Genomic DNA, 24,059 nt, shown 5'->3' with positions numbered 1-24,059 from the left:
GGCTGGCCCTCTGCGTCCAGGCTCCGCCCCTCATCGCCCCGGCACTCAGCTGCCACGGCAGTAGCACCATCCCGATCGCGACCGACGCAGGCGCCCCTTGTCGGAGCCACGCGCCCGGCGACCACGCACGCTGAAACGGCCCCTGAGCTACGCGGCAGGCGAAAAATCTCACCGGTCGGCTGTCTTCGCCCCACAGTGGTGACCATGCTGAACCGAGTAGCCGTCCTGTCCGACATTCACGGAGTCCTGCCTGCCTTGGAGGCGGTACTCGCCGAACCAGACGTCAGCACCGCCGATCACATCGTGCTCACCGGCGACATCACCGCCGGTCCGCAACCGACCCAAGTCCTCGACCTGCTGACCAGTCTCGGTGACCGCGTCATCTGGATCAGCGGCAACGCCGACCGCGAACTCCTCGAATACCGCCGGGGGCAACGCGACACGATCCCCGATCCGATCGCCCCCTGGGCAGCCGCACAGCTCCGCGAGGACCATCTCGACCTTCTCGGCTCTTTGCCACGATCACTCTCCCTGTCCGTGAGCGGTCTGGGGAAGGTGCTGTTCTGCCATGCCACCCCTCGTGACGACGAGGAGGTCGTCCTGGTCGACTCCCGCCTCGACCGTTGGAACGAAGTCTTCAACGGACTCGACACCGACGTCCGCACCGTGGTCTGTGGCCACACCCATATGCCGTTCGTCCGCCTCGCCCACGGCCGACTCGTGATCAACCCCGGCAGCGTCGGCATGCCCTACGGACGAACCGGAGCACACTGGGCTCTCCTGGGGCGGGGCGTCGAACTCCGCACCACGAACTTCGACGTCGACGCCGCAGTCACCCGGCTCAACCAGGACTGCTCCTATCCCGAAATCGCTGAGTGGGCCGACTACTTCCTGCACGCTCGCGCGACCGATGCCGACGCCCTCGCAGCCTTCGCTCCGCGAGACGGACGCGACCGACCGTGACCCCCGCCCCCTTCCACGACGGCGGGCAGTGGAACTCTCGGGCAGCGCACCGTCGGTGGTCACCAGCCAGACTCTCAACGACGACGGCTCCCGTCGCACCGCCGAAGACACGATCCGCAGACCCGCGACGTGACCGACGCCAAGACAACCGACGCCACGGCCGGCCAGGTCGTCGACGACACGCTCACAAGTACGCCGGAAGCGGTGTCTCGGCAGGTCCTGGGCATCGGGTTCGCGGCCGCTGTGCCATCCGCCGCGACATCGCCACGGCTGTCAGGGTCCGTCGGTACTGTGCCCGCGTGATGGTGGGAACTGAGGAAACCCGGCTGGTCGTGCTGCGTGGCAACAGCGCCTCGGGCAAGTCGTCTGTCGCGGCTGGCCTGCGCGAGCGGTTCGGCCGCAACCTGGCCCTGGTCGGCCAGGACAACCTGCGCCGCGTCGTGCTGCGTGAGCGCGACCGGCCCGGCGCGGCCAACATCGGCCTGATCGACATGACGGCCCGCTACGCGCTGTCCGCCGGGTTCCATACGGTCGTCGAGGGGATCTTGTACGCCGACCGTTTCGGCGCGATGCTCAAGGGCCTCGCGCGTGACCACCGGGGCCTCACACACTGCTACTACCTGGACGTGCCGCTGCAGGAGACACTGGCACGGCACGCGACGAAGCCCGTGGAGTATCTGGCCCAGGTCACCGACGAGCACCTGCACGACTGGTATCGCGAGCGGGACCTACTGGCCGGCGGGATCGAAACCGTCATCGACGCCGGCAGCACCCTTCAGGCAACGGTGGACCGCATCATGCACGAGACCGGCCTGGACCTGGTGCCGCCGGTCGACCGCTGAGGACGCCCGGGTATCCGCTCGACCGCCGGCAAGAGTTTCCTCCTGGATGCGGAGCAATCGCCGAACCGGTTACGGGGCACGCGCGGGCAGGGCCAGCTTCCGTGTCGGGAGACTATGCGGATTGTGGTGCGGCTCGTTGAAAATGAAATCCCCAGCTCCGCTCTTCGTCGCCACTTGGCTGTGGGCTTGACCAGGGGGCGGCGGGTCCGTCTGATAGCCGCCAGATTCGAAGGGCGGCGCGGGCTGTGAGGGGTGGCCGTAGGCCATCGTGGGTCAACGCTCGAAGAGTGCCTTGACCGGGCGTGGCGCTCCCGCACCCTCCGGAAGCCGGGCGGACCCGCTTCTGTGACTGAGCGCTCTGGTTGGCCCGACTGGTCGACCAGAGCGCCCAAAGGAAGTGCTGGCCGGTGCGGTCGCCGGAGGGGGCACCACCCCGGCGTCAGGTCAGCGGGTGGCGAGGAGCTCGAGCGTGTCGATCACACGGTTCGAGAAGCCCCACTCGTTGTCGTACCACGCGACCACCTTGACATGGCGGCCGTCGACGCGGGTGAGGGCCGAGTCGAAGATCGACGAGGCGGGATTGCCCGTGATGTCGGACGACACGAGCGGGTCCTCCGAGTACTCGAGGATGCCGGCGAGCGGCCCCTCCGCTGCGGCGCGGTACGCCGCCAGCACGTCGTCGCGCGTCACATCGCGGGCGACGGTCGTGTTGAGTTCGACGATCGAGCCCACCGGCACCGGTACGCGGATCGAGTCGCCCGACAGCTTGCCGTTGAGGTTCGGCAGCACCAGGCCGATCGCCTTGGCGGCGCCGGTCGTGGTCGGCACGATGTTGACGCCGGCGGCCCGGGCGCGACGGGCGTCGCGGTGCGGACCGTCCTGCAGGTTCTGCTCCTGCGTGTAGGCGTGCACCGTCGTCATGAACCCGTGTTCGATACCGGCGAGTTCATCGAGCACCGCGGCCAGCGGCGCGAGCGCGTTGGTGGTGCAGGAGGCGTTCGAGACGACCGTGTGCACGGCCGGGTCGTAGGCGTCGGTGTTGACCCCGAACGCGAGCGTGACGTCGGCGCCGTCCGACGGCGCGCTGACGAGTACCTTCCTCGCGCCCGCGTCGAGGTGGGCGCGGGCGGCCTTGGCCGAGGTGAAGCGGCCGGTGGCTTCCAGGACGATGTCGACACCGAGTTCGGCCCACGGCAGCTGCGCCGGTTCGCGCTCGGCCAGCACCGTGATCCGACGGCCGTCAACGACGAGGGTGTCACCGTCGACAGTCACCGGACGCCCGAGCCGGCCCGCCGTGCTGTCGTAGGCGAGCAGCCGGGCGAGAGTGGCGGGCTCCGTCAGGTCGTTGACGGCGACGATCTCGAGGGCGCTGTCGCGCTCCAGCAGTGCGCGCAGCACATTGCGTCCGATGCGGCCGAATCCGTTGATGGCGATGCGAGTCATGAGTGATGTCCCTTCCCTTCCACACCAGGCTCGCCCGCGGCTGGCGCCGCTGACAGTGGCGGGATCGCCATGGTTCGAAAGGATCCCGCCATGCGGTGCCGGGCGGGTTACTCGCCCCGGGTGAAGGTGCGCCGGTACTCGCTCGGTGTGGTGCCGAGGATGCGCTGGAAGTGCAGGCGCAGGTTCGCGCCGGTGCCGAGCCCGGTGTCGGCGGCGATCTGCTCGACGCTGCGCTGCGAGCGCTCGAGCAGTTCGCGGGCCAGGTCGATGCGGGCGCGCATCACCCATTGCATCGGCGTGTAGCCGGTCTCCTCGACGAAGCGCCGGGAGAACGTGCGCGGCGAGACCCCCGCCTGCCGCGCCAGTATGTCGAGGGTGAGGGGCTCGTCGAGCCGGTGCAGCGCCCACTCGCGGGTGGCGGCGAACCGCTCGCCGAGCGGCTCGGGGACGCTGCGCGGCACGTACTGGGCCTGGCCGCCGCTGCGGTAGGGGGCCGCAACCAGACGCCGGGCCGCGTGGTTGGACGCGGCCACTCCGAGGTCGCCGCGCAGGATGTGCAGGCACAGGTCGATGCCGGAGGCGGCGCCGGCCGAGGTGAGCACGCTGCCCTCGTCGACGAACAGCACGTTCTCGTCGACCTGGACGAGCGGATGTCTGGCCACGAGTGCCCGCGTGTAGTGCCAGTGCGTCGTGGCGCGCCTGCCGTCGAGCAGGCCCGTGGCGGCGAGCGCGAAGGCGCCCGTCGAGATGGCGGCGAGCCGCGCGCCCCGGTCGTGGGCGGCGATCAGTGCCTCGACGACGGCCTGCGGCGGGTCGTCGCGGTCCGGGAACCGGTAGCCGGGGACGAAGACGATGTCGGCCCACGCAAGCGCGTCGAGGCCGTGGGCGACGTAGTACGCGAGGCCGTCGCCACCGGTCACGAGACCGGGTGTCGCCCCGCACACCCGCACCTCGTACGGCATGCTCGCGCGGGTCGTGAAAACCTGCGCGGGAATTCCGACATCGAGCGGCTTCGCACCCTCGAGCACAAGGACGGCGACGCGATGCAAGGGGGGTGCAGGCACAGGAAGAGGTTACGTGGGGCGTGACGTCGATACGCCCACTGCGCGGTCCGGGCAGACGACACACCGGCCGGGCTGTCTTCCCCGTTGCAGTCCACCGCCCGTCCCGCCCGTCGCCCGTCTCCAGCCGATCTGACACCGAACGGGCGCTCAAGAGGAACCTCTACCCTCCGGGCCCAAGAGCCCGCGGAGGGAAAGGTCGAGCCTGTGAGGAGTCGTGGCGCGTTCGGGTTCCTTCGCGGCGCTCCTGGATACCGTACGAGTCCCTCCGGCAGTTGCTGCCCGCTTCGCTGCCGGAGTTCATGGAGAGCCTCGCGGCTGCCACTGTGCTCGCGGCCGTGGCCACCTGTGTACTCCAGTTGGCCACGCCTGCGCTCAGGGAGCCGGCAGCGGGGCGTTCCGTCGCGACCATGAAGCGTGGGCAGTGCCACACTGGCGCCACGGGAAAGCCGCAGACGCATCCTGTTCATGGTCAGCGGCCACGCGAGGCACGCGAACGTCGTGTTCACCCCCGGCACCCGAGAGGCGTTCGACGCCGACCTCGCCGGCTTCGCCACTGGCAAGGGCTCGGTCAACCTCCCGTACGGCCAGCCCGTGCCGGGCGACCTGCTGCGCCAGATGATTGCGTTCCGCATGCGCGAGCACGAGGACGACGGCGGCGGCGCTCCCCGGGCAGGCGTTCCGTGCGGAGTCCAACTGTGCGGTATCCGAGGGACGGAGTGTCTCTTGCGGGCGCATGATCCAAGAGGTGATGGTGCGAGGGCCAGGCGCCACTGCCAGGGTGGGGACCGCTACGCCCTTCACAAGGATGTCCTCAAGCGTCGCCACTCGCATGACGGAGGGATCCCCTGGTGGAACGGTCCTGCAGTCCGGGCGCTACCGGCCCAGGCATCCCGGGCCATCCCTCGGCGCTGTCCTGGCCCCGTCGGCGTGGGCGGTTGTCAGTCGACGGAGGCCATGAAGTTCATCATCCTGCGGTTGGTCTCCTCCGCGTGGTCAATCTGCGGCCCGTGGCCCGTGTTGGAGATGATCTCGGCTCGGGCGCCGGGGACCAGGCGCGGCACACGCTCCGCCTGCCGCTGCGGGTGCACGAGGAGGCTTCGCTTGCCGAGCACCAGATAGAGCGGAGTCCGGATGGTGGAGAGCTCCTCCTCGGACAGGGGAAGCGGCGCCGGGCGGCGTATGCGGTATGCGCGGACGGCCGTTCTGATCATCGTGCGCAGTTCCGGCACGACGAGGACCGGCTGTTCCAGCCAGGCCGCCAGTCGCGGGCGCAGTGCCTTGGGTGCGAAGGTCGCGAAGAGGCCGGCGAAGAGCCAGACGAAGAAGCGCAGCCCCACCTTCTCCAGGCCGCCGGGGTCGAGCAAGGTGACCGAGGCGAGGCGGCCAGGGCTGCGGTGCGCCTGGTTCAGGGCAAGCCATCCACCGTAGGAGGAGCCGACGAGGTGGACGCGATCGAGCCCGAGCCCGGCGAGCGTCTCATCCAACCACTGCGCGGCACGTTCGGGCTGGTGGATGGCTTCGCGCTGCACACTGCGCCCGGGATCGCCCGGGGTATCGATCGCGTAGACCGGCCGCTCGGCGCTGAGGGCCGGGGTGTTCGGGTACCACATGGCTGAGCAGGAGCCCGCCCCGTGCACCAGGACGACAGGGGTGCGGGATCGGACAGCCTCGCTCGCGGGACGGTAGCGGTAGACGTGCGTGGTGCCGAAAGACGTCTCGACGTCCTCTTCCGCGAGCGCGGGCGCTCCCAGTGCGTAGACCGCGTCGCAGGCCGTGAAGTAGCGCTCCCGCCAGCTGTCGCTCACGTAGCGGCCGACATCGGCATGGGTGCGGGCAGCGGTCTCGGGCATGGCCACCTCAGGCGTCTCGGTTTTATGATACGAACGTACCATGATGTTGGTACGGCTGTATCACCAAAAGGCCCCGCGGAAGCCATAGCAGGAACGACGAGCGGAGAACCGGCCGATGCCCAAGCGCGTGAACCACGCAGAACGGCGTACCGAGATCGCCGAGGCGCTCGTCAGGGTCGCCGAACGACGCGGGCTGCATGCCGTGGGGATGCGCGATGTGGCAGCGGAGGCGGGCGTTTCACTGCGGCTGGTGCAGTACTACTTCCAGACCAAGGAGAAGGTGCTGCTCTTCGGGCTCGAGTATCTTGCGGAGAGTTTCGGGGACCGGGTCTCCGCCCGGGTACGGGCCGCCGGAAACAATCTTGGTCCGCGCGCGATGGTCGAGGCCCTGCTGATGGCAGCGCTGCCGACAGACTCGGAATCTCCGAGCTGATGTCAGATCGGAACCGGGTGCGACACGGAGCTTGGACTCGCAGGTCGCGGCCATCACCCGAGGACCTTCCGTGTTGGGCGAAATCCGTCAAGTGGCCCTGGGCGCTCGAGCGGTGTGGATTTCGGCGAAGGACAGCAGAAGTGCGGCGGTCCGCGGCGGATCCTCCAGAATGGGTGTGTGTCCGGCGCCGGGCAGCAACTCGACCCTCGCGCCCGGGACGACGCGGTAGTCGGCCGCCGACGAGGGTCGCCATCTGCGGTCTTGGTCGCCGAAGATCACCTGCAGCGGCTTGCCGAGGGCCATCAGCCGATCCGGGAGCGCATGCTGGTTCAGATACGCCGTGGACGCCTGCATGGCCGCGACGACCGCGCGGTAGGTCATGCCGCGCAGTTCGTCGACGAGTTCTTGTGGGACCTGGTAACCCGTACGGAATCCGGTGCTCGCGAACTGGCGGATCTGCTCGTCGGCCGGTGGCCACTGCGCGGCGTCGATCGCGATGGGCCCTTGTGCGATGAAGGCATCCATGTCGGGGCCGGTGTTGATGAGCGTGAGCGCGGTCACCAGGTCGGGCCGTTGTTCGGCGAGAGCGGTGGCGGCATAGCCACCGCTGGAGTGGCCGACGGCTATGGCGTGCTCGACGCCGAGCCGGTCCAGTGCCGTGCCGACCCTGCGTGCCTGCTCGGGGATCGCGTAATCGCCGTCGACCGGTTCGGCCGAGCGGCCGTGCCCCGGCAGGTCGATACGGATGACGCGATGGAGTGTGGCCAGCAGCGGAACCAGCGCGTCCCACGAACGGCCCGAGGCGGCGGATCCATGGATGAGCAGGAGCACGGGGGCCTCGCGAGGGCCGTCCTGGCAGACGTGGATGTCGCCGTGCTCCGGGCAGAGGATCGAATCCTCGGTGGCGCCGGCGTCGCCGTTCAGATGAGGGTGCCTGTCGGGAGGAGTCATGGGGCCACTGTCGCCGCCGGTGCGCATCGGCGGCTTGGACAAATGTTCCCTCCTTGGCCCGCGTAGCATTTGGTGATGGGGTCCACCACGAGTGAACGTGACGATCCCGCTGTGTGGGACGTAGCACGTCCGCAGCGGCCCAGCCGGGTGGCTGGTGTCGATATGGCCGGGTTCCGGGTCCACGGCCTGCCCGTTGGTGGCCTGCGGGTGGTTCCGCACCCGGCCGTGATGCTGGTCCTGGAGTTCGGGGCGAGTCCGTCCACCGTGGAGGACGGCGCTGGGCGGCGACAGCGGGGAAGTATCGTCGCCGGGCCCGGGTTCGGCTCTGGAGGCGGGGTTCGGGCGTGGGGCGAAGATGTCGAGTGCGTGCAGGTGCGCCTGTCTCAACGGGGCTTGACCTGGAGTCCGGTGCCCCGGGCTGCAGCCGGACTGTCACGCCCTCGGCGGACGAGGGCGTGGGCCGTCTCCGAAAGGGTTGGGGGCCGTGACCGTGTTGGGCGCGCTGACGGTGCCCCAAAAGGAGTCGGGCCCGCCCCCAGTCCCGCTCGGTTGCCGGACGGCTGCCCGCACTGAGCGCCGCCTCCCGGGGGCAGAGCCGTGCTTGACGCAACCAGCCCGTGGGCCGAGCAGCGAGGTCGTCGCCGGCATGTACAGGGGAGAGCGGACCCGTTCGTGTGGGTGAGCGCGATGAACGTGTCGTCGTCACCCGCCGCACCCGTTCTGCGCACGCCGGTCTCCGCGGACACCCGCACCGCCGCGCCGAACAGGACGAGCGCCTGGTCGAGTCGCCCCATGGCAGCCCAGGCCGTACAGGAGACATCCGACCTGATGCGCGGCACCCGCGCCGTGATCGACCCCCGGGACCCGCAGGGAGCGGCCCGCCGCGCTCTTCGACGAGCGGGGCAGACTGCTGGTGTCGGGCGGTGACTGCCGCGGCCCATGCACCACGGCCAACCCCCACCTCTTCGTCATCCGCAACACCGCTGTCGACGACGCCGGCCCGCCCATCAGCGCCGGTGTGGTCCACAAGCCCTTCAAAGGGCTCGGCCTGTCCGACCTCGCCGCCACCCGCTACGTCCTGTCGGCGCACCCGGACAAGAAGAATGGCCCCATCGCACCATGAGGCCGCCCGGCCTGATCAATTAGGTGGGGTCCACGACCGACAGCCTGTGCCACCAGTGACCGCATCCGTCGGAGCAGAAGCGCTCGCGGCGCCGTTCGTCGGCGATCGCGAGTACCGCGATCAGCAGCCGGAACGCCTTGCGGCGTTCGTCGAGAGGGGTGAGGCCGGCGATCTTCCCCAGCTGCTGGTCGATCCGGTCGCGTGTGATCAGCACCGCAGGCGTATGAGTCGGGCGCAGTCCGGCACGGCGGATGCTCTCCGGTCCGTCCTCGGTGACGGCGCGAGCTTGGAGGCAGTGATGGTGTAGGAACCGCAGCGTTTCGGACTGCTCCTCCGGGCTGAGACCGTCGAACCACTCGATGCCCTGTGACATCGGGCGCAGCCCCTGGGCGAGTTCGTTGAGTATGACGTCGCGTCCGGTCATGCACGGCTCCCGTTGGACAGGCGGCGCTCCGCCGCGGTGATCAGGATCCCGAGCAGCACCGCCAGATCGGCCGCGCCTTCGGCGTCGTCGGCCCAGCGGGTGACCTGTAACGGGTGCACCTGGTCGAGGTGGACGCCTTCGCGGGCCAGGACGAAGGCCAGCGCCAGGATGGCTGCGCGGGCGTTGCCGTCCTCGAACGGATGGAAGAAGAGGACATCGAGGTAAGTCCGGGCGGCGCGTGAAGGGAGGGGCAGGTCCGGGCGGCTGCTTTCGGCGAGGCATAGCTCGAACCGTGCGTGTGTGTCGGGCGCGAGGCCGTAGTGCTCTCGTCCGCCTTTCGCGAAGGCCGGCATCGTGCGGAAGGCGACGGCGTCGCGGTACAGCACAATCCGCTGCCAGTTCGCCATGAGGGTGAAGGTCAGCTGCACGCCCTGCTCCGCGTCGCCGAGAGCCCGGTCGAGGGCGGTCAGAACCCGCGCGGTCCCTTCGGCGTCGCGGGCGCCGCGTGTCGCGGTGAAGAAGTCCCGGAAGCCGTCAAGCGGCGGCGGTTCGGCGACGGGGAGCCCGCCGCTCCAGCGCGGCCAGGAGATCTCGGCACGGATGCGCAGCCAGTCGGCGAGGGCGTCGTTCTGGTGGTCGGGCCCGTAGTTCATCGGTTTCCGTCCATGGTCCGGGCGAATCGCGAGCTCACCGCCTCGACCACCGTGACGTCTGGTGCGATCCAGCTGCCGAACCGGCCACCGACCGCGCTCTCCACGATCTCCTTGGCTCGCTCCTCGTCAATTCCGTTGTAGGCGAGGAACCATTCGAGGACCTGCATACTGTGCCCGTACCAGCCGCTCTCGGCTTGAGTGCGGTCGGCCACCACGGTGACCAGTCGCGTGCACGCCCGCTCCCAGTGCCAGGGATCCCTTGAGGACGCAGCCGAGTTCGACGGCGGTGCCAGGGCGGAGAAGCGCTCCGCCAGATCCTCGAGCCAGTCACGCCATTCAAGCAGGGCCTCGACGACCAGCGGGGCGGTTGCGTCCGCCGTCGTCACGGTATGGGCGGCGCAGCACCACGCGCCGACGACGCCTCCGTCGGTGTCGCCCTCACCCACCGACCAGTTCCACCCGCAAGCCCACCGGCCGTACCGGTTCACCAGAAACTCGGTGACGGGATCCAGCGAACGCCAACGTTTTTCCTCAATGGCATCGGCGTCGGGCAGCAAGGGCCCGACAAGACCAGCCAACTCCGTCGCCGCATCGTCGTCCAGCTCGAACGGATGCCGTAACGGATCCACTTCTGCCCAGGTCAAGGCGTGCGCCCACAGCTCAGTCACCACACCACTCTGCCGTGCGCAGCCGCTCGAACACCAACCCAATATCGAGCGGCAGAGCCACAGCACGTACGGCGCCAGAAAAGTGCTGACCACGGCGACATCGTCGCTTCTAGCGGGGCCAACCGTCGTGCAGCGTGATCCGATGAGGATCAGTGCAGCTCAGCAGTAAGGGCCGCACCGTCTCGCAGAGGCCCGCATCTCAGAGCTGCCCGCCCTGCGTTGACGCGGTTCTCGTACTCGCGGCGGGCCTTGCGCTGGGCCGGGAGCGCCGCCGTGCCGTCGAGGATCTGGCAGAGGTCGAGGAGTCGCCGGTGGACCGCGAGGACGGCGGTGACGCGCAGGGTGTAGCCCTGGCCGCGTCGTACGGTGATGCCCTGGTCGAGTGTGGCCGCTCGGCGGGCTCCGGTTCGGCGGCGCGGAGGAAGTCGGCGGCCTTGCCCGGCATGTCGAGGGCAACCGCCAGTTCCGGGGCCGGGACGCCCGGATCGACGGCCGTGTACTCGGGCAGGAGGTTCGCGACGGCGGTACGGATGGCGCCGGGGCTGACGTGATGGTCGCGGGCGAGGGCGGCGATGGAGCGGCCTTCCAGGTACGCGGTGCGCACGTCGTCGGCCTTCTTGGCTGGGACGGCGGGGCGGCGCCCGCCCTTGTTGCGCTTCGCCTCGGCGGCCCGCAGCCCGTCGTGGGTCAGTTCACGCTGGAGGTCGCGCTGGAGTTCGCCGGCGGCGGCGAGGGTCTGCACCATGAAATTCACGGTGGACAGCAGTTCGTCGGTACGCGGGTGACGGGCGGTGAGGTTCATCGCGGAGAACGCGCCATCGTGGATGCGCAGGGCGAGGCGGTCGCGGTGCAGGACGTCGAGCACGTCGAGGATGTGCCCGGTGCCGCGCACGAGGCGGAACATCTCGGAGATGTGCACGGCGTCGCCCGGCCGCGCGTACGCGGGATCGGCGCCGCCGCCGGGCGTCGGAAAGCCCGGGTTCATTGGACGCCTGCCGCGCCTGTCGTCATGCGTTCCTTTGACGACATCAAAGACGCGGAGGCCGAAGATCGGCGGATCCAGGTTGGGCGGGGCCGGGCCCGATGGTCCGGGCGCGGACGGGCCTGCCGCCGGGCGTCGCGGCGGTGAACGGGGTGAGAGTTCACCGATCCCTTCTCTGGGGCGGCCGCGACCGACGGTGGCGTGGTGCTGCGGTCCTGAGATGGGGCCGTCGGCACGGGTCGGGCAGTGGTGGACCGGTCGAGGGCTCAACCCATTCTGTGCTCGTCTCCTCGGTCGGGTCGCCAGACGAAGCGACCAGATGCCCCCTGGCAGTGAGCTCGATGGCGCCGGTCGCCTCGCCGGATCTTCCCCCCTTTCCCGAGCGCGGCAAAACATCATCGGCATCCAAGGACGGGCTCGCCATAAGGCAGACGGGCATCAGGAGCGCAATTAGCGATATACGGAACGGCGGAATGCATGATTCGCCATACGGTCAGCCGTCATGGATTCAGTCGTAGGGCCATGACTTCACCAAGTAAGTCAAGACTTATCTTTAGGGAACTTTGACCGTATGGTGTGGCTCGAATCGAAGGAGCCCCCTGTTGTCGAAAATGAATGATCCCGCTGTGCGTGCGGTTGAATCGGAGCGGGATTATGTGTCCTCCTTGTATGAGTTGCTCACCGAGCGGCTTTCCGAGGCGCGAGTACACCGAGCGAGTGTGCTGAAGGCCCCGGCGGAAAGCGCCGGTGAGGCATACGAGAGAGAAATCGCCGCCGAGCGTCTGGCCAAGGAAATCGGCCGGCTGGAGGGCGCCGAAAAGGGGCTGGTCTTCGGGCGCATCGACTGGACCGATGGCACGGCCCTGCGCATCGGGCGGATCGGACTCCATACGGAGGAGGATGACCTGCCTCTGCTCGTGGACTGGCGCGCGAACGCGGCGCGGCCCTTCTACGAGGCGACACCGGTCCACCCGATGGACCTGAGGCGGCGCCGGCACCTGCGCCTCGAGGAGCGCACGGTCATCTCGGTGAGCGATGAACTGCTGGACGGGACCGCCCCGACCGACGAGGACGTCGTGGGGGACGGCCCGTTGACCGAGGCTCTGTCGGCACGGCGTACGGGCAGGATGCACGCGGCCGTCGCGACGCTGCAGGCCGAGCAGGACGAGATCGTCCGCTCCGCCCACCGCGGGGTGACCGTGGTGCAGGGCGGGCCCGGCACCGGCAAGACGGTGGTCGCCCTGCACCGGGCGGCCTATGTCCTGTACGCGTTCCCGCGCGCCGCGGAGGAGGGTGTCCTGGTGGTGGGCCCGAACGCCCGGTTCCTCGACTACATCTCCCAAGTCCTTCCCTCGCTCGGAGAGAACGACGTCGTTCTGGCGACCTGCCGGGAACTGGCCGGAGTGTCCACTGACACGGTGGACCCGTTCGATACGGCGCGTCTCAAGGGCAGCTCCGACCTCGCCGACGCCTTGGCCGGCCTGCTGCGCGTCCACCAAGCCCCCGCCGGTGACTTCACCGTGCGGGTCGGACAGGAACTGGTTCACCTGTCCGGCGAGGAAACCGCCACGGCACGCGACGCCGCCGTGGCAGCCGCACCGGGGCACAACCCCGCGCGCCAGGTGTTCAAGGAGCTTTTGGTCGACGCCGTCACCGACGCGATGCAACGAGACATGGGCGACCTCCTGGAGCAGATCGACGCCGATGCCGCCAGGATGACGGGCATGGACCTCGACCGGTTCACGGGAGCCGCCCAGCGCCGTGCCGAAGGTGCGGCCGACTCGGGTCCGGTCCACGAACTGGACCTGGACGCCATCCGAGCCGAGCTCCTTGACGACGCCGGCGTCGACCGAGCCGTAGAGGTGCTGTGGCCGCGGCTGGTACCCGGTGACCTCGTGAGAGCACTCCTGACGGACCCGGGCGCTCTCTCCGAGCATCTGCCCCTGCTGACCGCGGACGAGCGGGCACGGCTGCTGCGCGGCCCGGACGACCCGTGGACCGATGCCGATGTGCCGCTGCTGGACGAGGCGGCGAACCTGATCGACGGCCCGCCGGAGCGGACGTATGGGCACGTCGTCGTCGACGAGGCACAGGAGTTGACCGCCATGCAGTGGCGGATGATCGTCCGCCGCTGCCCGGCAAGGGCGATGACGCTGGTGGGTGACTTCGCCCAGGCAGGCCCGGTCGCGACAGCACGTGACTGGAAGGAAGCACTGAGCCCACACGTCGGACCGCGATTCAAACTGCACAACCTGACCGTCAGCTACCGCACCACGCAGGAGATCCTGGAGAGCGTCCGGGACCTGCTCACGCGGATCGCTCCGGACCAGAAGCCCACAGGGTCACTGCGAAGCGGTGAGAGCCCTCGCACCGTGACCACACCTTCGGACGGGTTGGTCACCGCCGTCGTTCAGGAACTCAGCGCCCAGAGCACCGCGCACTCGGGCGAGCTTCTGGGAGTGATCTGCGCGGACACCAGGGTGAGCGAGCTGACGGCCCAGGGCATCGCTCACCACGCACGCATCGTGCCGGCGTCCGAAGCACGCGGCCTGGAATTCGACGGGGTCGTCGTCATGAACCCCGAGGAAATCATCACGGCCCGCCCCGGTGGGGAAAGGGACTTGTACGTAGCCCTGACCCGGGCCACCAAGCGCCTCTGCACAATCACCGTCCAGCCCGCCTGACGACTCGGCGCCCGTGTCGTAGCCGCGGGCGCACCCGGCGCGGTACAGACACCGGCCCGCGCGCACGGGGCTGCTCGCCGCCTCACCGCTCGTGGCCACACCCGGCATCACGCGGCCTGGTCCAAGCCGACGACGTTCAGATCCCCTTCGCGCACCAGGGTGAAGTCGACGTCGAGCTTCGGGTCGTACGCGTCGGGTTCGATGCCGAGTTCGTGCCTGCTGTACTCGCCGAACCGTTTGATGTGCTCGGTCAGGTACGGCGAGATATGGGCCAGGTCCTCAGGATCGATCTCCCATCCCTCTTCCAGCAGCTGGCGGACGATCTCGGAGATGTCCAGGGCATTGTGGAAGATCACCGCATTCGTGAGCAGACAGGTGAACTTCATCGCCTTCTCCTGCTCGACGGGGTCGTTGTCGGCGAGTACGCCCTGGTTGCCGAAGGGGGGTAGCCCCCGGCACCGCCCTGAGGACAGCGCATCGGTACGTCAGGGGGAAAGCCGGATGGGGCGATCCCCCATCTGCTGGTGGGATGGTTGCCGACCGTCGGCTCCGGGGCGACACAGTCGCGGGCCACAGACTGAGCGGTCCTGAAGGCGTGCAACCTGAACAGAGAAGGGGTCGTCATGCATGGGTTAAGAAGGCGTCGGCGAGGCATGCTCGTCCTGACCAGCCTGGCTACAGCCGTCCTCGCCGCATCGACCGCGCCCACGGCGACGGCGAAGCCGCGGCCGGCCGATCCGCTCCAACGGCAGGTGGAGGCGATCCACGACACTGGGGCCGTGGGTGTGCACGCCGAGGTGACGTCACCGGACTCACGCGACAGCGCGTACGCCGGGACGGCCGCGATGAACACAGGGAGGCCGATGCCGCGGGAGGGCAGGTTCCGGATCGGCAGTGCCACCAAGACCTTCACCGCCACGGTTGTGCTGCAACTCGTCGGCGAGGGGCGAATGTCCCTGGAGGACACCGTCGAGCAGTGGCTGCCGGGAGTGGTCCGGGGTAACGGCAACGACGGCGGCCAGATCACCGTGCGGCAGCTGCTGCAGCACACCAGCGGCATCCCTGATGTCGGGCCGGAGATATCCGCGTTGAACAGCGCGGACGGCTATCGGGCCGAGCGGTTTCGCACGTACACCCCCAAGGAGCTGGTGGGTCTGGCGATGCGGCACCCTCCCAAGTTCTCCCCGGGCGCTGGCTGGTCCTACTCCAACACCAATTACATTCTCGCCGCGATGATCATCCACAAGGTCACCGGCCGGAGTTGGGCACGGGAGGTGAAGGACCTGATCATCCGCCCCCTGAACCTGAGGGACACCAGTACGCCCGGCGTCTTCCCGTCCATCCCGGGCCCGCACGCCCAGGGCTACGCCGCGTTCGGCACCGACACCGGCATCGACGTCACGGAGCTCAATTCGAGTATGGCCGTCGGCTCCGGCTCGATCATCAGCACCGCGCACGACCTGAACCGGTTCTACGCCGCGCTGCTCGGCGGCCGTCTGCTGGCTCCGGCGCAGCTCGACGAGATGACGACCACCACGCCCGCGCCCGAGCTGGGCGTGAGATATGGACTCGGTCTGGCCGAGATCCCGTTGCCCTGTGGCGGCAGCTACTTCGGCCACCGGGGCGAGCTCCTCGGCTATGTCACCTGGGGCGGCGCCACCCGAGACGGGACCCGGACCGCCGTGGTGTACGTCACCCGTGACGGCGGCCAGGACACCCAGCAGGCCATGACCACACTCGTGGGTCAGGAACTGTGCCGGACGCGTTCTCAGTACTCCAGCCGTAGACATTGATCTTGCTGGTGGCCGCAGGCCACAGCGTAGACCCTGCCGCTGGCAGGAGGGGTTTGAGACCCTGATGGGCCGGATAGCGGGCCGGTTCGCGCGGGTTGAGCCCCGGCGCCGGGTGAGGGACTTGGTGCTGGGGCTGCTGTCGGACCTGCCGCGCAGGTCGCCGTCTGCCTCGTCTACGCGGGTCGCCGCGGGCACGCGGCGATGGACCGCGAGTTGTACGTCCCGCGTTCGTGGACGTGCGACACGGACCGCTGCCGGGCCGCGGGGCTGGCCGAGGGCACCGTCTTCGCTACCAAGCCGGAGCTGGCCGCCCGCATGATCGGCCGGTTCCTGGACGCCCGGCACCGCGTGAGCTGGGTCGCGGGAGACGAGGTCTACGGCGGCAACCCGAAGCTGCGGTCCGCGCTGGAAGAGCGCCAGGTCGGCTACGTGCTCGCCGTCGCCTGCTCGGCCGAAGTGACCACCGGTGCCAGGAAGTTCCGCGCGAACGTCCTGGCCGCGAGGGTGCCGAAGCGGGCCTGGCAGAAGCTGTCGGCCGGGACCGGCGCCAAGGGTCACCGCTTCTACGACTGGGCCGTCATCGACCTGGCCGAACTCCGGCCCGGCTGTCACCGGCTGCTGATCCGCCGTAACCGCATCACCGGTGAACTCGCCTACTACCGCTGCTGGTCGCCCGCCCCGGTGCCCCTGACCATGCTGGTCCGCGTCGCCGGGTCGAGATGCCGGGTGGAGGAGACTTTCCAGGCCGGAAAGGACCTGGCCGGACGGGACGAGCACCAGGTCCGGCGCTTCACCTCATGGTCCCGCTGGGTCACCCTGGCCATGCCCGCTCACGCCTTCCTCGCCGTCGTCCTCGCCGACGAACACGCCCGCCATCCCGCTCCGGACGGGCTCGTCCCGCTCACCTGCAACGAGATCCAGCGACTGTTCACAGCATTCGTCCGACCCATGCGCGACGTGGCCCACCGGTTCGACTGGTCCGCCTGGCGGCGCCGTCATCAGGCACGAGCCCAGGCCAGCCATTATCACCGACGCGACGGTCTGTACGAGGCACGACCACCCCGATGGCACGCGCGGGGAAGGTGAGCCGGTGGAGCCGATCCGCGGTCTCAGGAAGTCCCGCCATCCCGTGACGACTTCATCCGCAGACCGTGCGCGTCGGCGACGGGTGTGGCACCGTGGACCTCGGGCCGGGTCCGTCACTTCCCCCCGTGGTGACGGACCCGGCCTCTTGCACGCCGCCGACGAGAGCCCGCTCCGGGGCAGAGCGTTGGGCAGTTCGTTGGGCAGCCGGCCGGGACCCGCCCGGCGTCCAGGCGCCCGGCCGCTCCGGCCGAGGCAGTGGCAGGCGAGAGCGGCGGCCTGCGCTGCCGGCAGGCGCTGGGCGAGCACATCACCGCTGGAGTTCTGTCTGAGCGCTCCAGTCGGTCCGGCTGGCCCACGGGAGCGCTCATTCGGGAAGCTGTCGGCTACCGGGCCGCCTCGCGGAAGAGGGCCAGGAGGGTCTGGGCCGACGTGGCGTCCGCGTCGAAGAACTGTGTGGCCAGTGCGGGCGGCACAGCCGTTCCATGCATCCGGACCTCGTGGCACGTGAAGCAAAAAGCCGCCTCGAACAACACCAGATCGAGGGCGTCCTCGTACGCTCGGATGCTCCAGCCTGGCGAAAAGCCGCAGCGGTGCTGTCCGCTGCCGGGCAGGGTCTCGATCAAGGCCAGGGCGTCGTCGGCCTCGTTCCCGGCCCAGTGGGCGACCACCTCGCCGGGGTATGGGGTGCCCCGCCTGGTCGGGAGGGAGGAGATCCTGACGACTTCGATCAGGACGGTGGCTGCGACGGCCTGCGCGGGGAGCTGCATGGAGGCAGTCTGCCCACCAGGTCGACGGGCTGCTACTCCGTGTCATGAATGGCAACCTGCTGCTCCACAGGGTGGGACGCCGTAGCTCCCTTTGGACTGAAGTTCAGGATGCACATCCTGGAAGACACATCCGAGCTCTCGGCGCGCGCACAGGATCTCCTGCGTCGGACAGGCCGGCGTGAGTGCCCCTCTCGGTTCGGGCGGCCGATAGAGCTCTGGCAAGTGCACGACCACGTGGGGAAACTCGTCCCCGCTCCCATGGATCTCATCATCCGAACGGGGATCGGTACGAGACCGCCGCCCGCGGGTGGGAGTACGACCACCTCGGCGTGAAGACGCGAGCATGGCAGGACATCGGGATCGAGGAAATCGGGTTGCGGTGCCCGCGTAGCAGGCCGAACGATTGCGCCTTGTGACGACCATCGGAGAGAAGCCGCTGTTCGATGCCGCCAGGCCGGTCGCGTTGGTGACGGGCGTCGGCCGCTCCGTCGGTATCGGCGCGGGTATCGCCTGCCGGCTGGCCGAGGCGGGCTGGAATCTTGCCTTCACGCACTGGACCCCGTATGACGCCCGTATGGCCTGGGGCATTGAGGCGAACGGGGCGCCAGCGCGGTGGCGGTGGAGGCGGACCTCTCCGACCCAGGAGCCCCGGAGCGGGTCTTCGATGAGGCTGAGCGCCGTCTCGGCGACATCACCGCCTTGGTGATGTGCCACTGCGAGTCGGTCGACTCCGGCCTGCTTGACACCACCCTGGAGAGCTTCGACCGCCACTTCGCGGTCAACGCGCGCGCCACTTGGCTGCTGATCCGCGAGTACGGCCGTCGCTTCCACGGGACTCCGGGCACCGGACGCGTGATCAGCCTCACCAGTGACCACCCCGTCGGGAACCTGCCCTACGGGGCGAGCAAGGGTGCACTCGACCGCATCACCCTGGCCGCCGCCCACGAACTCGCCGACCTCGGGATCACCGCCAACGTGATCAACCCGGGACCGGTGGACACCGGCTGGATGTCCGAGGACATCCGCGACCGTGTATTGCGCCAGACACCGCTGGGACGTCTGGGCAGCCCGCAAGACACCGCTCATCTCGTGGAGTTCCTGTGCTCACCGCAGGGCCAGTGGATCAACGGGCAACTGCTGAAGAGCAACGATGGTTTCGCCCCATGACCGGCCGACCTGAGTGGAGAAGGTCGACTCGATGGGGTTGGTGGTCCGCAGGTGGATCCAGCGTTCGGCCGGGAACCCGGAGAACGCCAGCAGCTCCTCCTGGTCCTCGGTGATCTTCGCGACGGCTTGGGCCACTTCGCGCCGTAGGTCTTCGCGAACGCCTCGATCGCCCGCTCGCTTTCGTCGCGCCCGGCTGTGCGGACTTCAGCGAGGCGTTCGTGATATTCCGGGATTTGTGAACCCAGCACATCTGCTGCCGGGAAGCAGGAAACACCTCGCAGCACCAGGACGCATGAGTGTGCCTGCCCGAGCCGAACCTCCGGACCCATGCCGTCGGCCCACACGTAGACGAGTCGCGGTCCGCGAGGTCGCCCTGCTGGAAGGCGGCGTGGTCGTCCTGCCACCGCTTCGTCAGCCGGGTCACCGTCGCCGACGACAGGTCGGCCGCACCACCCAGGAACTGCTCCAACGCGGGCACGAAGTCCCCCGAGGACAGTCTGGGCAGGTAGAGCAACGGCAGCACCTCGGAGACCTTCGAGGAGAACCGCCTGCGCTCGCCGGTGGCCGGTGGTGGCCGTTGCGGATTACCGGCCGACGCCCGCGCTCGTCCCGCTCGGACGCCAACTCGGCTATGTACTGCTTGACTTCCGCCTCCAGCGCGGCGACCGGCATCCGGCGGGCGCCCGGGCGAGGGCGAGGACAGCTTGGGCGGGTAGTTTGCCCTCCCTCCGCCTGCGGTCGTAGAGGGTCCGGGAGTTGGGGTCATAGCCCAGTGATCGAGAGGGCCGACTGGTTCTGATGTCGGATGCGGCTGGCACGATGCCTCGCATGGATCTCGAACACCCGCTGGACGGCCTGGACGCGCATTCCTGGTCCTCGTTCAGCCATGCCTACGGATGCGCCGACGACCTGCCTGATCTGCTGCGAGCTCTGGCCGATCCCGACGCCGGTGCGGCGGGCGAAGCCCTGTCGGAGCTGTACGGGAGCGTGCTGCATCAAGGGACGGTCTACGCCGCCAGTGCGGAAGTGGTGCCGTTCCTGGCCAGGATCGTGGCCACCGGCCCACATGCGGCGGACGTGTTGATGCTGCTCGGGGGCATGGCCGAGAGCGAGGACGAGCACGGTGTGGCACCGGGCGCGGTCCGGGCAGCCGTGGCCAGGCAACTGCCGCTGCTCCTGCCCCTGTTGGACGCCGCAGAGCCGGAGGTTCGCCGGACCGCCGTCTGGGCGGTGTCCCGCACCCGTGCGACGGCCCTCGTGCTCCCCGCGCTCCACCGGCGCTGGGAGGAGGAAGCCGAGCCGTTGGTGCGCTCGGAGATCCTTGCCGGTATCTCCCGGCTCGACCCGGCGGTCGGCGCGGAGGCTGCCGTCACCGTTCTGGCACCTTCCCAGCCGGCCGGGCTGCGCATGGCCGCGGTCTTCGCCTGCCTCGACGCGGACCTGCCCTGGACCACGGTGCACCACACGACGATGCTGTCCCTTCTACCGGCCGAACCGCTCGGGAGCGACCTCCTCGACCTCGAACGCAACGAGCCGCTCGCAGACGTCGTGGAGGCCCTGCTGAGGAGGGGCCGCCGTCCGGACCGGGAGGCGGCGTTCGCGCTGGTCGACGCCGCCCTGCGGGATGACCGGGCCGAGGTGCGGACCGAGGCCCTGTGGGCGGCCGACCGCGCCTGCATGCTCTCCCGCAGTGCTCCACGGCAGTTGCTGGACGGGCTTCGCGTGGCGGCCGTCGACGAGGAAGCCGTGGTCGCGATGGCGTCGCTCCTCGGTCGGCTGGGTGCAACCGCCGCACCGGCCGCGGACGTCCTGGCCCCGCTTGCCGGCCGCAACCCGGAACAGGCCGATGACCACGCGGACCGCGCCCTGGCCGCGCTCGTCCTCGTCGCGCCGGCGCAAGCCGCACCGTTGCTGGCCGACGGATTCGGCCGACGGCCGCGGGCGCTCGATGCCGCTGCCGGCTTCATGGCTCCGGCGGGCTCCGTCTTCCCGTACAACGGCGAACTCCTCGGCGCGGTCCGGCGCCGCCTCGCCCGGCCCGAGATCCTGAGCGGCAACGAGCCGGGGCAGATCACGCACCTTCTGGGCGGGTGGGGCCCCCAGGCCGCATCGGCACTGCCCGAACTGTTCGAGGCGCTCGCGCACTTCCCGGGCCAGGCCGCCCCGGCGATCGCCGCCATCGCCCGCGCCGCGGAGCCCGACGAACGCGCCCAAGCGGCCCGGGTCTTGCGGGCGGCCGCCGAGAAGGAGGTTGTCCCGGCTGCGCAGGCCCTGTACGACCTCGTGGGCGACCACAATCCCCTGGTCGACCTGCTCGAGCAGGCGTTGCGGCACGGCGGCCACCAGACCAGGCAGGCCGCGGCAACGGCAGCAGCGCTCGGATCCAGGGCGGGAACCCTGGCGCCCGCCCTGCGCGCCGCGCTCGGTGGCCCGAACGGTGACACGACCACGCCCGCGCTGGACGCGGACACGGCACTCGCCGAGGCCCTGTGGCGCGTAACGCAGGATGCCACCACAGTGGTCGCCGCGCTGGACTCCGTCTTCGCCCGAAGTGAGGACAACCGCTGGTCCCAGTGGTCCGTGGTACGGGCCGCACGAGCGGCGGCGCTGCTCGGTCCGGCCGGACGCCCGCTCTCCTCCCGCCTGGAAGCCGCGCTCGGCCAGCCGGTGCAGGCACCGGCCTCGGTACTGGCCCTCACAGTCGTGGCGGAACCCGCCTCGCTGGACTACACGGCGCTCGCAGATATCGTCCTGCGGTCTGCCGAGCAGGAAGCCGACCCGACGGGCGCCCTGGACGCACTCGCGGCCCTCGGAGCCGCCGCCGTGACCGCTGAACCTGAACACCTACGTCGGCTGGCCGTCCTCGCCGACGGTGACGGGCGGACCATCCGCTCGGGAGTGGAAGACCGCGTCATCCGCGAGGACGAAGCCTTCCGAACCCATGCCCGACGGCTCCTCACCGCCTTCAAGGCCACCGCACCTGACGAGACCGGGCGTCATCCACTGCCGTAGGCCGATCCGAGCAGTCGTCACAGGCCCGGCCCCCGGTCTGGTGATCGCGACAGCCGATCGAGTCGCGCTGGCCGGCCGCGGGGCCCTTTTGGTTGTAACGGGCCTCGGGATCGTGCGGGGTACCTGCGGGGTGACTGCGGGGAGACTGTCTCCATCGTCGACCACGGCACCCGTGCCGAACCAGGAACCGGCTGGCCGGTCATAGCGAACCGGTCGCAGCACATGGGACGGATCCGTCCGGATCCGTCCCCGCCGCATGACCAGCCCTGCCACCGCGAGCCGGTCCACGCCCAGCGCCAGGAACCGGTCCGCGCGGTCGTCCTCGGCCACGCCGCCCGGCAGCCGGATACCAGTCGGCGAAGCCGGCATCCGTGAACCAACCGCCCAGGCGATCGCGCGCCCACATCATGGTGCAGAAGGCGAGTCGGCCATTGCTGCGGTTGCGGCGAGCGAGCAGACAGAGGTGACCGGGCCGGTCGTCGGCAACGTCGGCCGGGGCCCAGTCGTAGGAGCGGCACCCCTTGGCGCCTGCGCCTGCGCCTGCGGAGAGCTTCTGCCAGGCCCGTTTCGGCATCCAGCAAGGTCGTAACCAAGGCTGGGGTATCAGGCGACCGTCAGGTCGGGCATCGCCTGGGGGCCGATGCAGTCGCGAAACAGCAGGATCTGGCCAGGACACCTCCCGCGCCTAGAACGACCGGATCAGCGCCGCCATCCCCGACGACGAAGCCGACCTGCGCGCCGACGTCGTCAGCGCCGCACTCATCGGCGTCGTCCTCGGCCGACACCTGATCAAGCTCGACCACCTCACCGCCGCCGACCCACAACGGATCGTCGACATCCTGCGTCCCTGCGTGCACTCACTCACCAAAGCGGACCCACCGACGGCTGACCACCACTAGGGCCTGTTACGGAAGTGAGTTGGGTGTAGCTCCTTTGGAGGGCTAGCCGAGCTGGGACGTCGGTGCCTGGCGCCTCACCCACCCGTGCCCGATGCGGCTGCCCCTCGTTGGAGCGCCGCGGGTAGACATGCTGGCCAGGCCGAAGATCGGCCGAGCGGTCTTCGGTGATCAGCGGCGGGACAACCGGAACCGCCGGAAGGATCACACCTCGCATGTGAACTCTCGGTGCCGGTGAGGTCGAACCTTGAGAGGAACTACACCCAAAGGCGCTCGGCTCCGAGAATGCCGCTAGTGCGTCAGGATCCTGCGAACGTGTCGGCGCCGAGCACGGTCAGCAGGGCAAGCTTGTCGTAGCTCTCCGTGCCAGGTGTGGCGGTGAAGATGAGCAGGGACTGCCCTTGGTCGGGGTCGAGCAGTGTCTGGCAGTACAGGTCGATGCGTCCGACCTCGGGGTGGACGAAGCGTTTGGCGTTGCTCCACCGCAGTCCCACTTCGTGGCGGTTCCACAGCTCGGCGAATTCCTCGTTGTGTTGCAGGTCGGCCACGAGCGAGGCGGCCGGCGACCCGGGACCCTGCGCGGTGGCACTGGCGCGCAGGATGGCGACGTAGACGCGGCTGTGCAGGTGGTGGTCGTCGGGCAGGTACCGATGGCGGGCGGTGGGGTCGGTGAACCACCGGTAGAGGGTGCTGCGCGCCGGGCCGGTGTGACGCGTCTCGTCGCCGAGCAGCGCCACGGCGGGCGGCGTCTGTTGCAGCGTTTCACCGACCGTGCCCACGATCTGCGCGGGTGTGTCCTGAAGCCGGTCCATGACGCGCAGCAGGCCGGGACTGATGTGCGCTTCGCGTAGTCGCCGTGTCTGGAGGCGGTACCCGCACAGCAGGAACAGGTGGTCACGTTCGTCGGGGGTCAGGCGCAGTCCCCGGGCGATGGCCGCCGCCATCTGCTGCGACGGCTGGGAACCACTACCGCGTTCCAGCCGGGCCAGATAGTCGGCCGACATGTCGCACAGCTCGGCGACCTCCTCCCGGCGCAGCCCGGTCGTGCGCCGTCGTGCGCCGCGGCGCAACCCGACGTCCTCAGGTTGCAGGGACTCCCGGCGTCCGCGCAGGAAATCGGCCAGACCCTCGCCATCCAATGCCGTGTCCACCATCGGGCTCCCCGCTTCGCATGTCGTATACCTCCGCCTCATTGTCCGGCAGGTCGACACGGGTAGCCACGCCCTGCGATTCAGTGGTTGGGCGGGTCCTTCATCCG

The 24,059-nt window shown here is 69.5% G+C and carries 19 protein-coding genes and 6 pseudogenes; 11 read left to right on the top strand and 14 right to left on the bottom strand.

Going from position 1 to position 24,059, the window contains the following annotated elements; genetic code table 11:
- Positions 1-204 precede the first annotated feature (204 nt).
- Both ACFPIH_RS29540 and ACFPIH_RS29535 read left to right on the top strand, forming a co-directional pair.
- On the top strand, positions 205-963 hold the full coding sequence (locus tag ACFPIH_RS29540; protein WP_381178719.1) for a metallophosphoesterase family protein: 759 nt from the start codon (positions 205-207) through the stop codon (positions 961-963).
- A 302-nt stretch (positions 964-1,265) separates the two neighbouring features.
- Positions 1,266-1,805, top strand: coding sequence for an AAA family ATPase (locus ACFPIH_RS29535; protein ID WP_381178933.1), 540 nt, complete (start codon positions 1,266-1,268; stop codon positions 1,803-1,805).
- Between the two features lie 444 nt (positions 1,806-2,249).
- Here the strand turns inward: ACFPIH_RS29535 and gap are convergent, their stop codons facing one another.
- From gap to ACFPIH_RS29520, 3 genes are all read right to left on the bottom strand, one after another.
- Positions 2,250-3,248: a type I glyceraldehyde-3-phosphate dehydrogenase gene (gap, locus tag ACFPIH_RS29530; protein ID WP_381178722.1), complete on the bottom strand. Its 999-nt coding sequence runs from the start codon at positions 3,246-3,248 to the stop codon at positions 2,250-2,252.
- A 107-nt stretch (positions 3,249-3,355) separates the two neighbouring features.
- The gene (locus ACFPIH_RS29525) at positions 3,356-4,312 is read right to left on the bottom strand and encodes a GlxA family transcriptional regulator (RefSeq protein WP_381178725.1); all 957 of its coding nucleotides are present in this window, start codon (positions 4,310-4,312) and stop codon (positions 3,356-3,358) included.
- A 938-nt stretch (positions 4,313-5,250) separates the two neighbouring features.
- Complete coding sequence (locus ACFPIH_RS29520) at positions 5,251-6,162, bottom strand: alpha/beta fold hydrolase (RefSeq protein ID WP_381178728.1); 912 nt, start codon at positions 6,160-6,162, stop codon at positions 5,251-5,253.
- Between the two features lie 115 nt (positions 6,163-6,277).
- Between ACFPIH_RS29520 and ACFPIH_RS29515 the strand changes: the two are divergent.
- Positions 6,278-6,586, top strand: a pseudogene (locus ACFPIH_RS29515) (TetR/AcrR family transcriptional regulator); the annotation flags it as partial.
- Positions 6,587-6,682: 96 nt separating this feature from the next.
- On the opposite strand, the gene ACFPIH_RS29510 reads toward ACFPIH_RS29515, so the two are convergent.
- Complete coding sequence (locus ACFPIH_RS29510; protein WP_381178730.1) at positions 6,683-7,546, bottom strand: alpha/beta fold hydrolase; 864 nt, start codon at positions 7,544-7,546, stop codon at positions 6,683-6,685.
- 162 nt (positions 7,547-7,708) lie between these two features.
- Here ACFPIH_RS29510 and ACFPIH_RS29505 point away from each other — a divergent pair.
- Positions 7,709-7,930: pseudogene (locus tag ACFPIH_RS29505) on the top strand (AraC family transcriptional regulator); the annotation flags it as partial.
- A 529-nt stretch (positions 7,931-8,459) separates the two neighbouring features.
- Positions 8,460-8,669 (top strand): hypothetical protein, encoded by a 210-nt coding sequence (locus ACFPIH_RS29500; protein ID WP_381178733.1) that lies wholly within the window; start codon positions 8,460-8,462, stop codon positions 8,667-8,669.
- Positions 8,670-8,688: 19 nt separating this feature from the next.
- On the opposite strand, the gene ACFPIH_RS29495 is transcribed toward ACFPIH_RS29500, so the two are convergent.
- The 4 genes from ACFPIH_RS29495 to ACFPIH_RS29480 form a co-directional block, all read right to left on the bottom strand.
- Positions 8,689-9,093: a DUF5958 family protein gene (locus ACFPIH_RS29495; RefSeq protein WP_381178736.1), complete on the bottom strand. Its 405-nt coding sequence runs from the start codon at positions 9,091-9,093 to the stop codon at positions 8,689-8,691.
- Positions 9,090-9,746 (bottom strand): Fic family protein, encoded by a 657-nt coding sequence (locus ACFPIH_RS29490; protein WP_381178739.1) that lies wholly within the window; start codon positions 9,744-9,746, stop codon positions 9,090-9,092. Before ACFPIH_RS29490 ends, ACFPIH_RS29495 begins: the two co-directional genes overlap by 4 nt.
- Positions 9,743-10,507 carry a hypothetical protein gene (locus ACFPIH_RS29485; protein ID WP_381178743.1) on the bottom strand — a complete coding sequence of 255 codons (765 nt, stop codon included), beginning with the start codon at positions 10,505-10,507 and terminating at the stop codon, positions 9,743-9,745. The genes ACFPIH_RS29490 and ACFPIH_RS29485 overlap by 4 nt, the downstream gene beginning before the upstream one ends.
- Before the next feature lie 106 nt (positions 10,508-10,613).
- Entirely contained in the window at positions 10,614-11,399 is a 786-nt protein-coding gene (locus ACFPIH_RS29480; protein ID WP_381178746.1) for a recombinase family protein, read from the bottom strand.
- A 653-nt stretch (positions 11,400-12,052) separates the two neighbouring features.
- Here ACFPIH_RS29480 and ACFPIH_RS29475 point away from each other — a divergent pair.
- Positions 12,053-14,080, top strand: coding sequence for a HelD family protein (locus ACFPIH_RS29475; RefSeq protein ID WP_381178749.1), 2,028 nt, complete (start codon positions 12,053-12,055; stop codon positions 14,078-14,080).
- A gap of 107 nt (positions 14,081-14,187) precedes the next feature.
- Here the strand turns inward: ACFPIH_RS29475 and ACFPIH_RS29470 are convergent, their stop codons facing one another.
- Entirely contained in the window at positions 14,188-14,553 is a 366-nt protein-coding gene (locus tag ACFPIH_RS29470; RefSeq protein ID WP_381178936.1) for a Tn3 family transposase, read from the bottom strand.
- A 180-nt stretch (positions 14,554-14,733) separates the two neighbouring features.
- On the opposite strand from ACFPIH_RS29470, the gene ACFPIH_RS29465 reads away from it, so the two are divergent.
- Together ACFPIH_RS29465 and ACFPIH_RS29460 are read left to right on the top strand one after the other, a co-directional pair.
- Positions 14,734-15,873, top strand: coding sequence for a serine hydrolase domain-containing protein (locus ACFPIH_RS29465; RefSeq protein ID WP_381178752.1), 1,140 nt, complete (start codon positions 14,734-14,736; stop codon positions 15,871-15,873).
- Between the two features lie 64 nt (positions 15,874-15,937).
- Positions 15,938-16,959 (top strand): annotated as a pseudogene (locus ACFPIH_RS29460) (IS701 family transposase).
- 383 nt (positions 16,960-17,342) lie between these two features.
- Here ACFPIH_RS29460 and ACFPIH_RS29455 read toward each other — a convergent pair.
- Both ACFPIH_RS29455 and ACFPIH_RS29450 read right to left on the bottom strand, forming a co-directional pair.
- Positions 17,343-17,726, bottom strand: a complete 384-nt coding sequence (locus ACFPIH_RS29455; protein WP_381178755.1) for a hypothetical protein — start codon at positions 17,724-17,726, stop codon at positions 17,343-17,345.
- A gap of 268 nt (positions 17,727-17,994) precedes the next feature.
- On the bottom strand, positions 17,995-18,279 hold the full coding sequence (locus ACFPIH_RS29450) for a hypothetical protein (RefSeq protein WP_385877812.1): 285 nt from the start codon (positions 18,277-18,279) through the stop codon (positions 17,995-17,997).
- Between ACFPIH_RS29450 and ACFPIH_RS29445 the strand changes: the two are divergent.
- Positions 18,190-18,893: pseudogene (locus tag ACFPIH_RS29445) on the top strand (SDR family oxidoreductase). The gene ACFPIH_RS29450 and the pseudogene ACFPIH_RS29445 overlap by 90 nt on opposite strands.
- 311 nt (positions 18,894-19,204) lie before the next feature.
- Here the strand turns inward: ACFPIH_RS29445 and ACFPIH_RS56525 are convergent.
- Positions 19,205-19,583, bottom strand: a pseudogene (locus ACFPIH_RS56525) (IS256 family transposase); the annotation flags it as partial.
- A 138-nt stretch (positions 19,584-19,721) separates the two neighbouring features.
- Here ACFPIH_RS56525 and ACFPIH_RS29435 point away from each other — a divergent pair.
- Positions 19,722-21,905 carry a hypothetical protein gene (locus tag ACFPIH_RS29435; protein ID WP_381178758.1) on the top strand — a complete coding sequence of 728 codons (2,184 nt, stop codon included), beginning with the start codon at positions 19,722-19,724 and terminating at the stop codon, positions 21,903-21,905.
- A 415-nt stretch (positions 21,906-22,320) separates the two neighbouring features.
- Here the strand turns inward: ACFPIH_RS29435 and ACFPIH_RS29430 are convergent.
- Positions 22,321-22,479, bottom strand: a pseudogene (locus ACFPIH_RS29430) (IS701 family transposase); the annotation flags it as partial.
- Between the two features lie 124 nt (positions 22,480-22,603).
- Here ACFPIH_RS29430 and ACFPIH_RS29425 point away from each other — a divergent pair.
- Positions 22,604-22,804: a TetR/AcrR family transcriptional regulator gene (locus ACFPIH_RS29425; protein ID WP_381178938.1), complete on the top strand. Its 201-nt coding sequence runs from the start codon at positions 22,604-22,606 to the stop codon at positions 22,802-22,804.
- 296 nt (positions 22,805-23,100) lie between these two features.
- On the opposite strand, the gene ACFPIH_RS29420 is transcribed toward ACFPIH_RS29425, so the two are convergent.
- A complete protein-coding gene (locus ACFPIH_RS29420; RefSeq protein ID WP_190147274.1) occupies positions 23,101-23,955 on the bottom strand; it encodes a helix-turn-helix transcriptional regulator in 855 nt (284 codons plus the stop codon).
- Between the last annotated feature and the right edge of the window lie 104 nt (positions 23,956-24,059).

The sequence above is a fragment of the Streptomyces vulcanius genome, assembly GCF_042653945.1.
Lineage (GTDB): Bacteria > Actinomycetota > Actinomycetes > Streptomycetales > Streptomycetaceae > Streptomyces > Streptomyces mangrovi.
The sequence above is the reverse complement of the archived record's forward strand: the minus strand, read 5'-3'. Positions and strand labels throughout refer to the sequence as shown.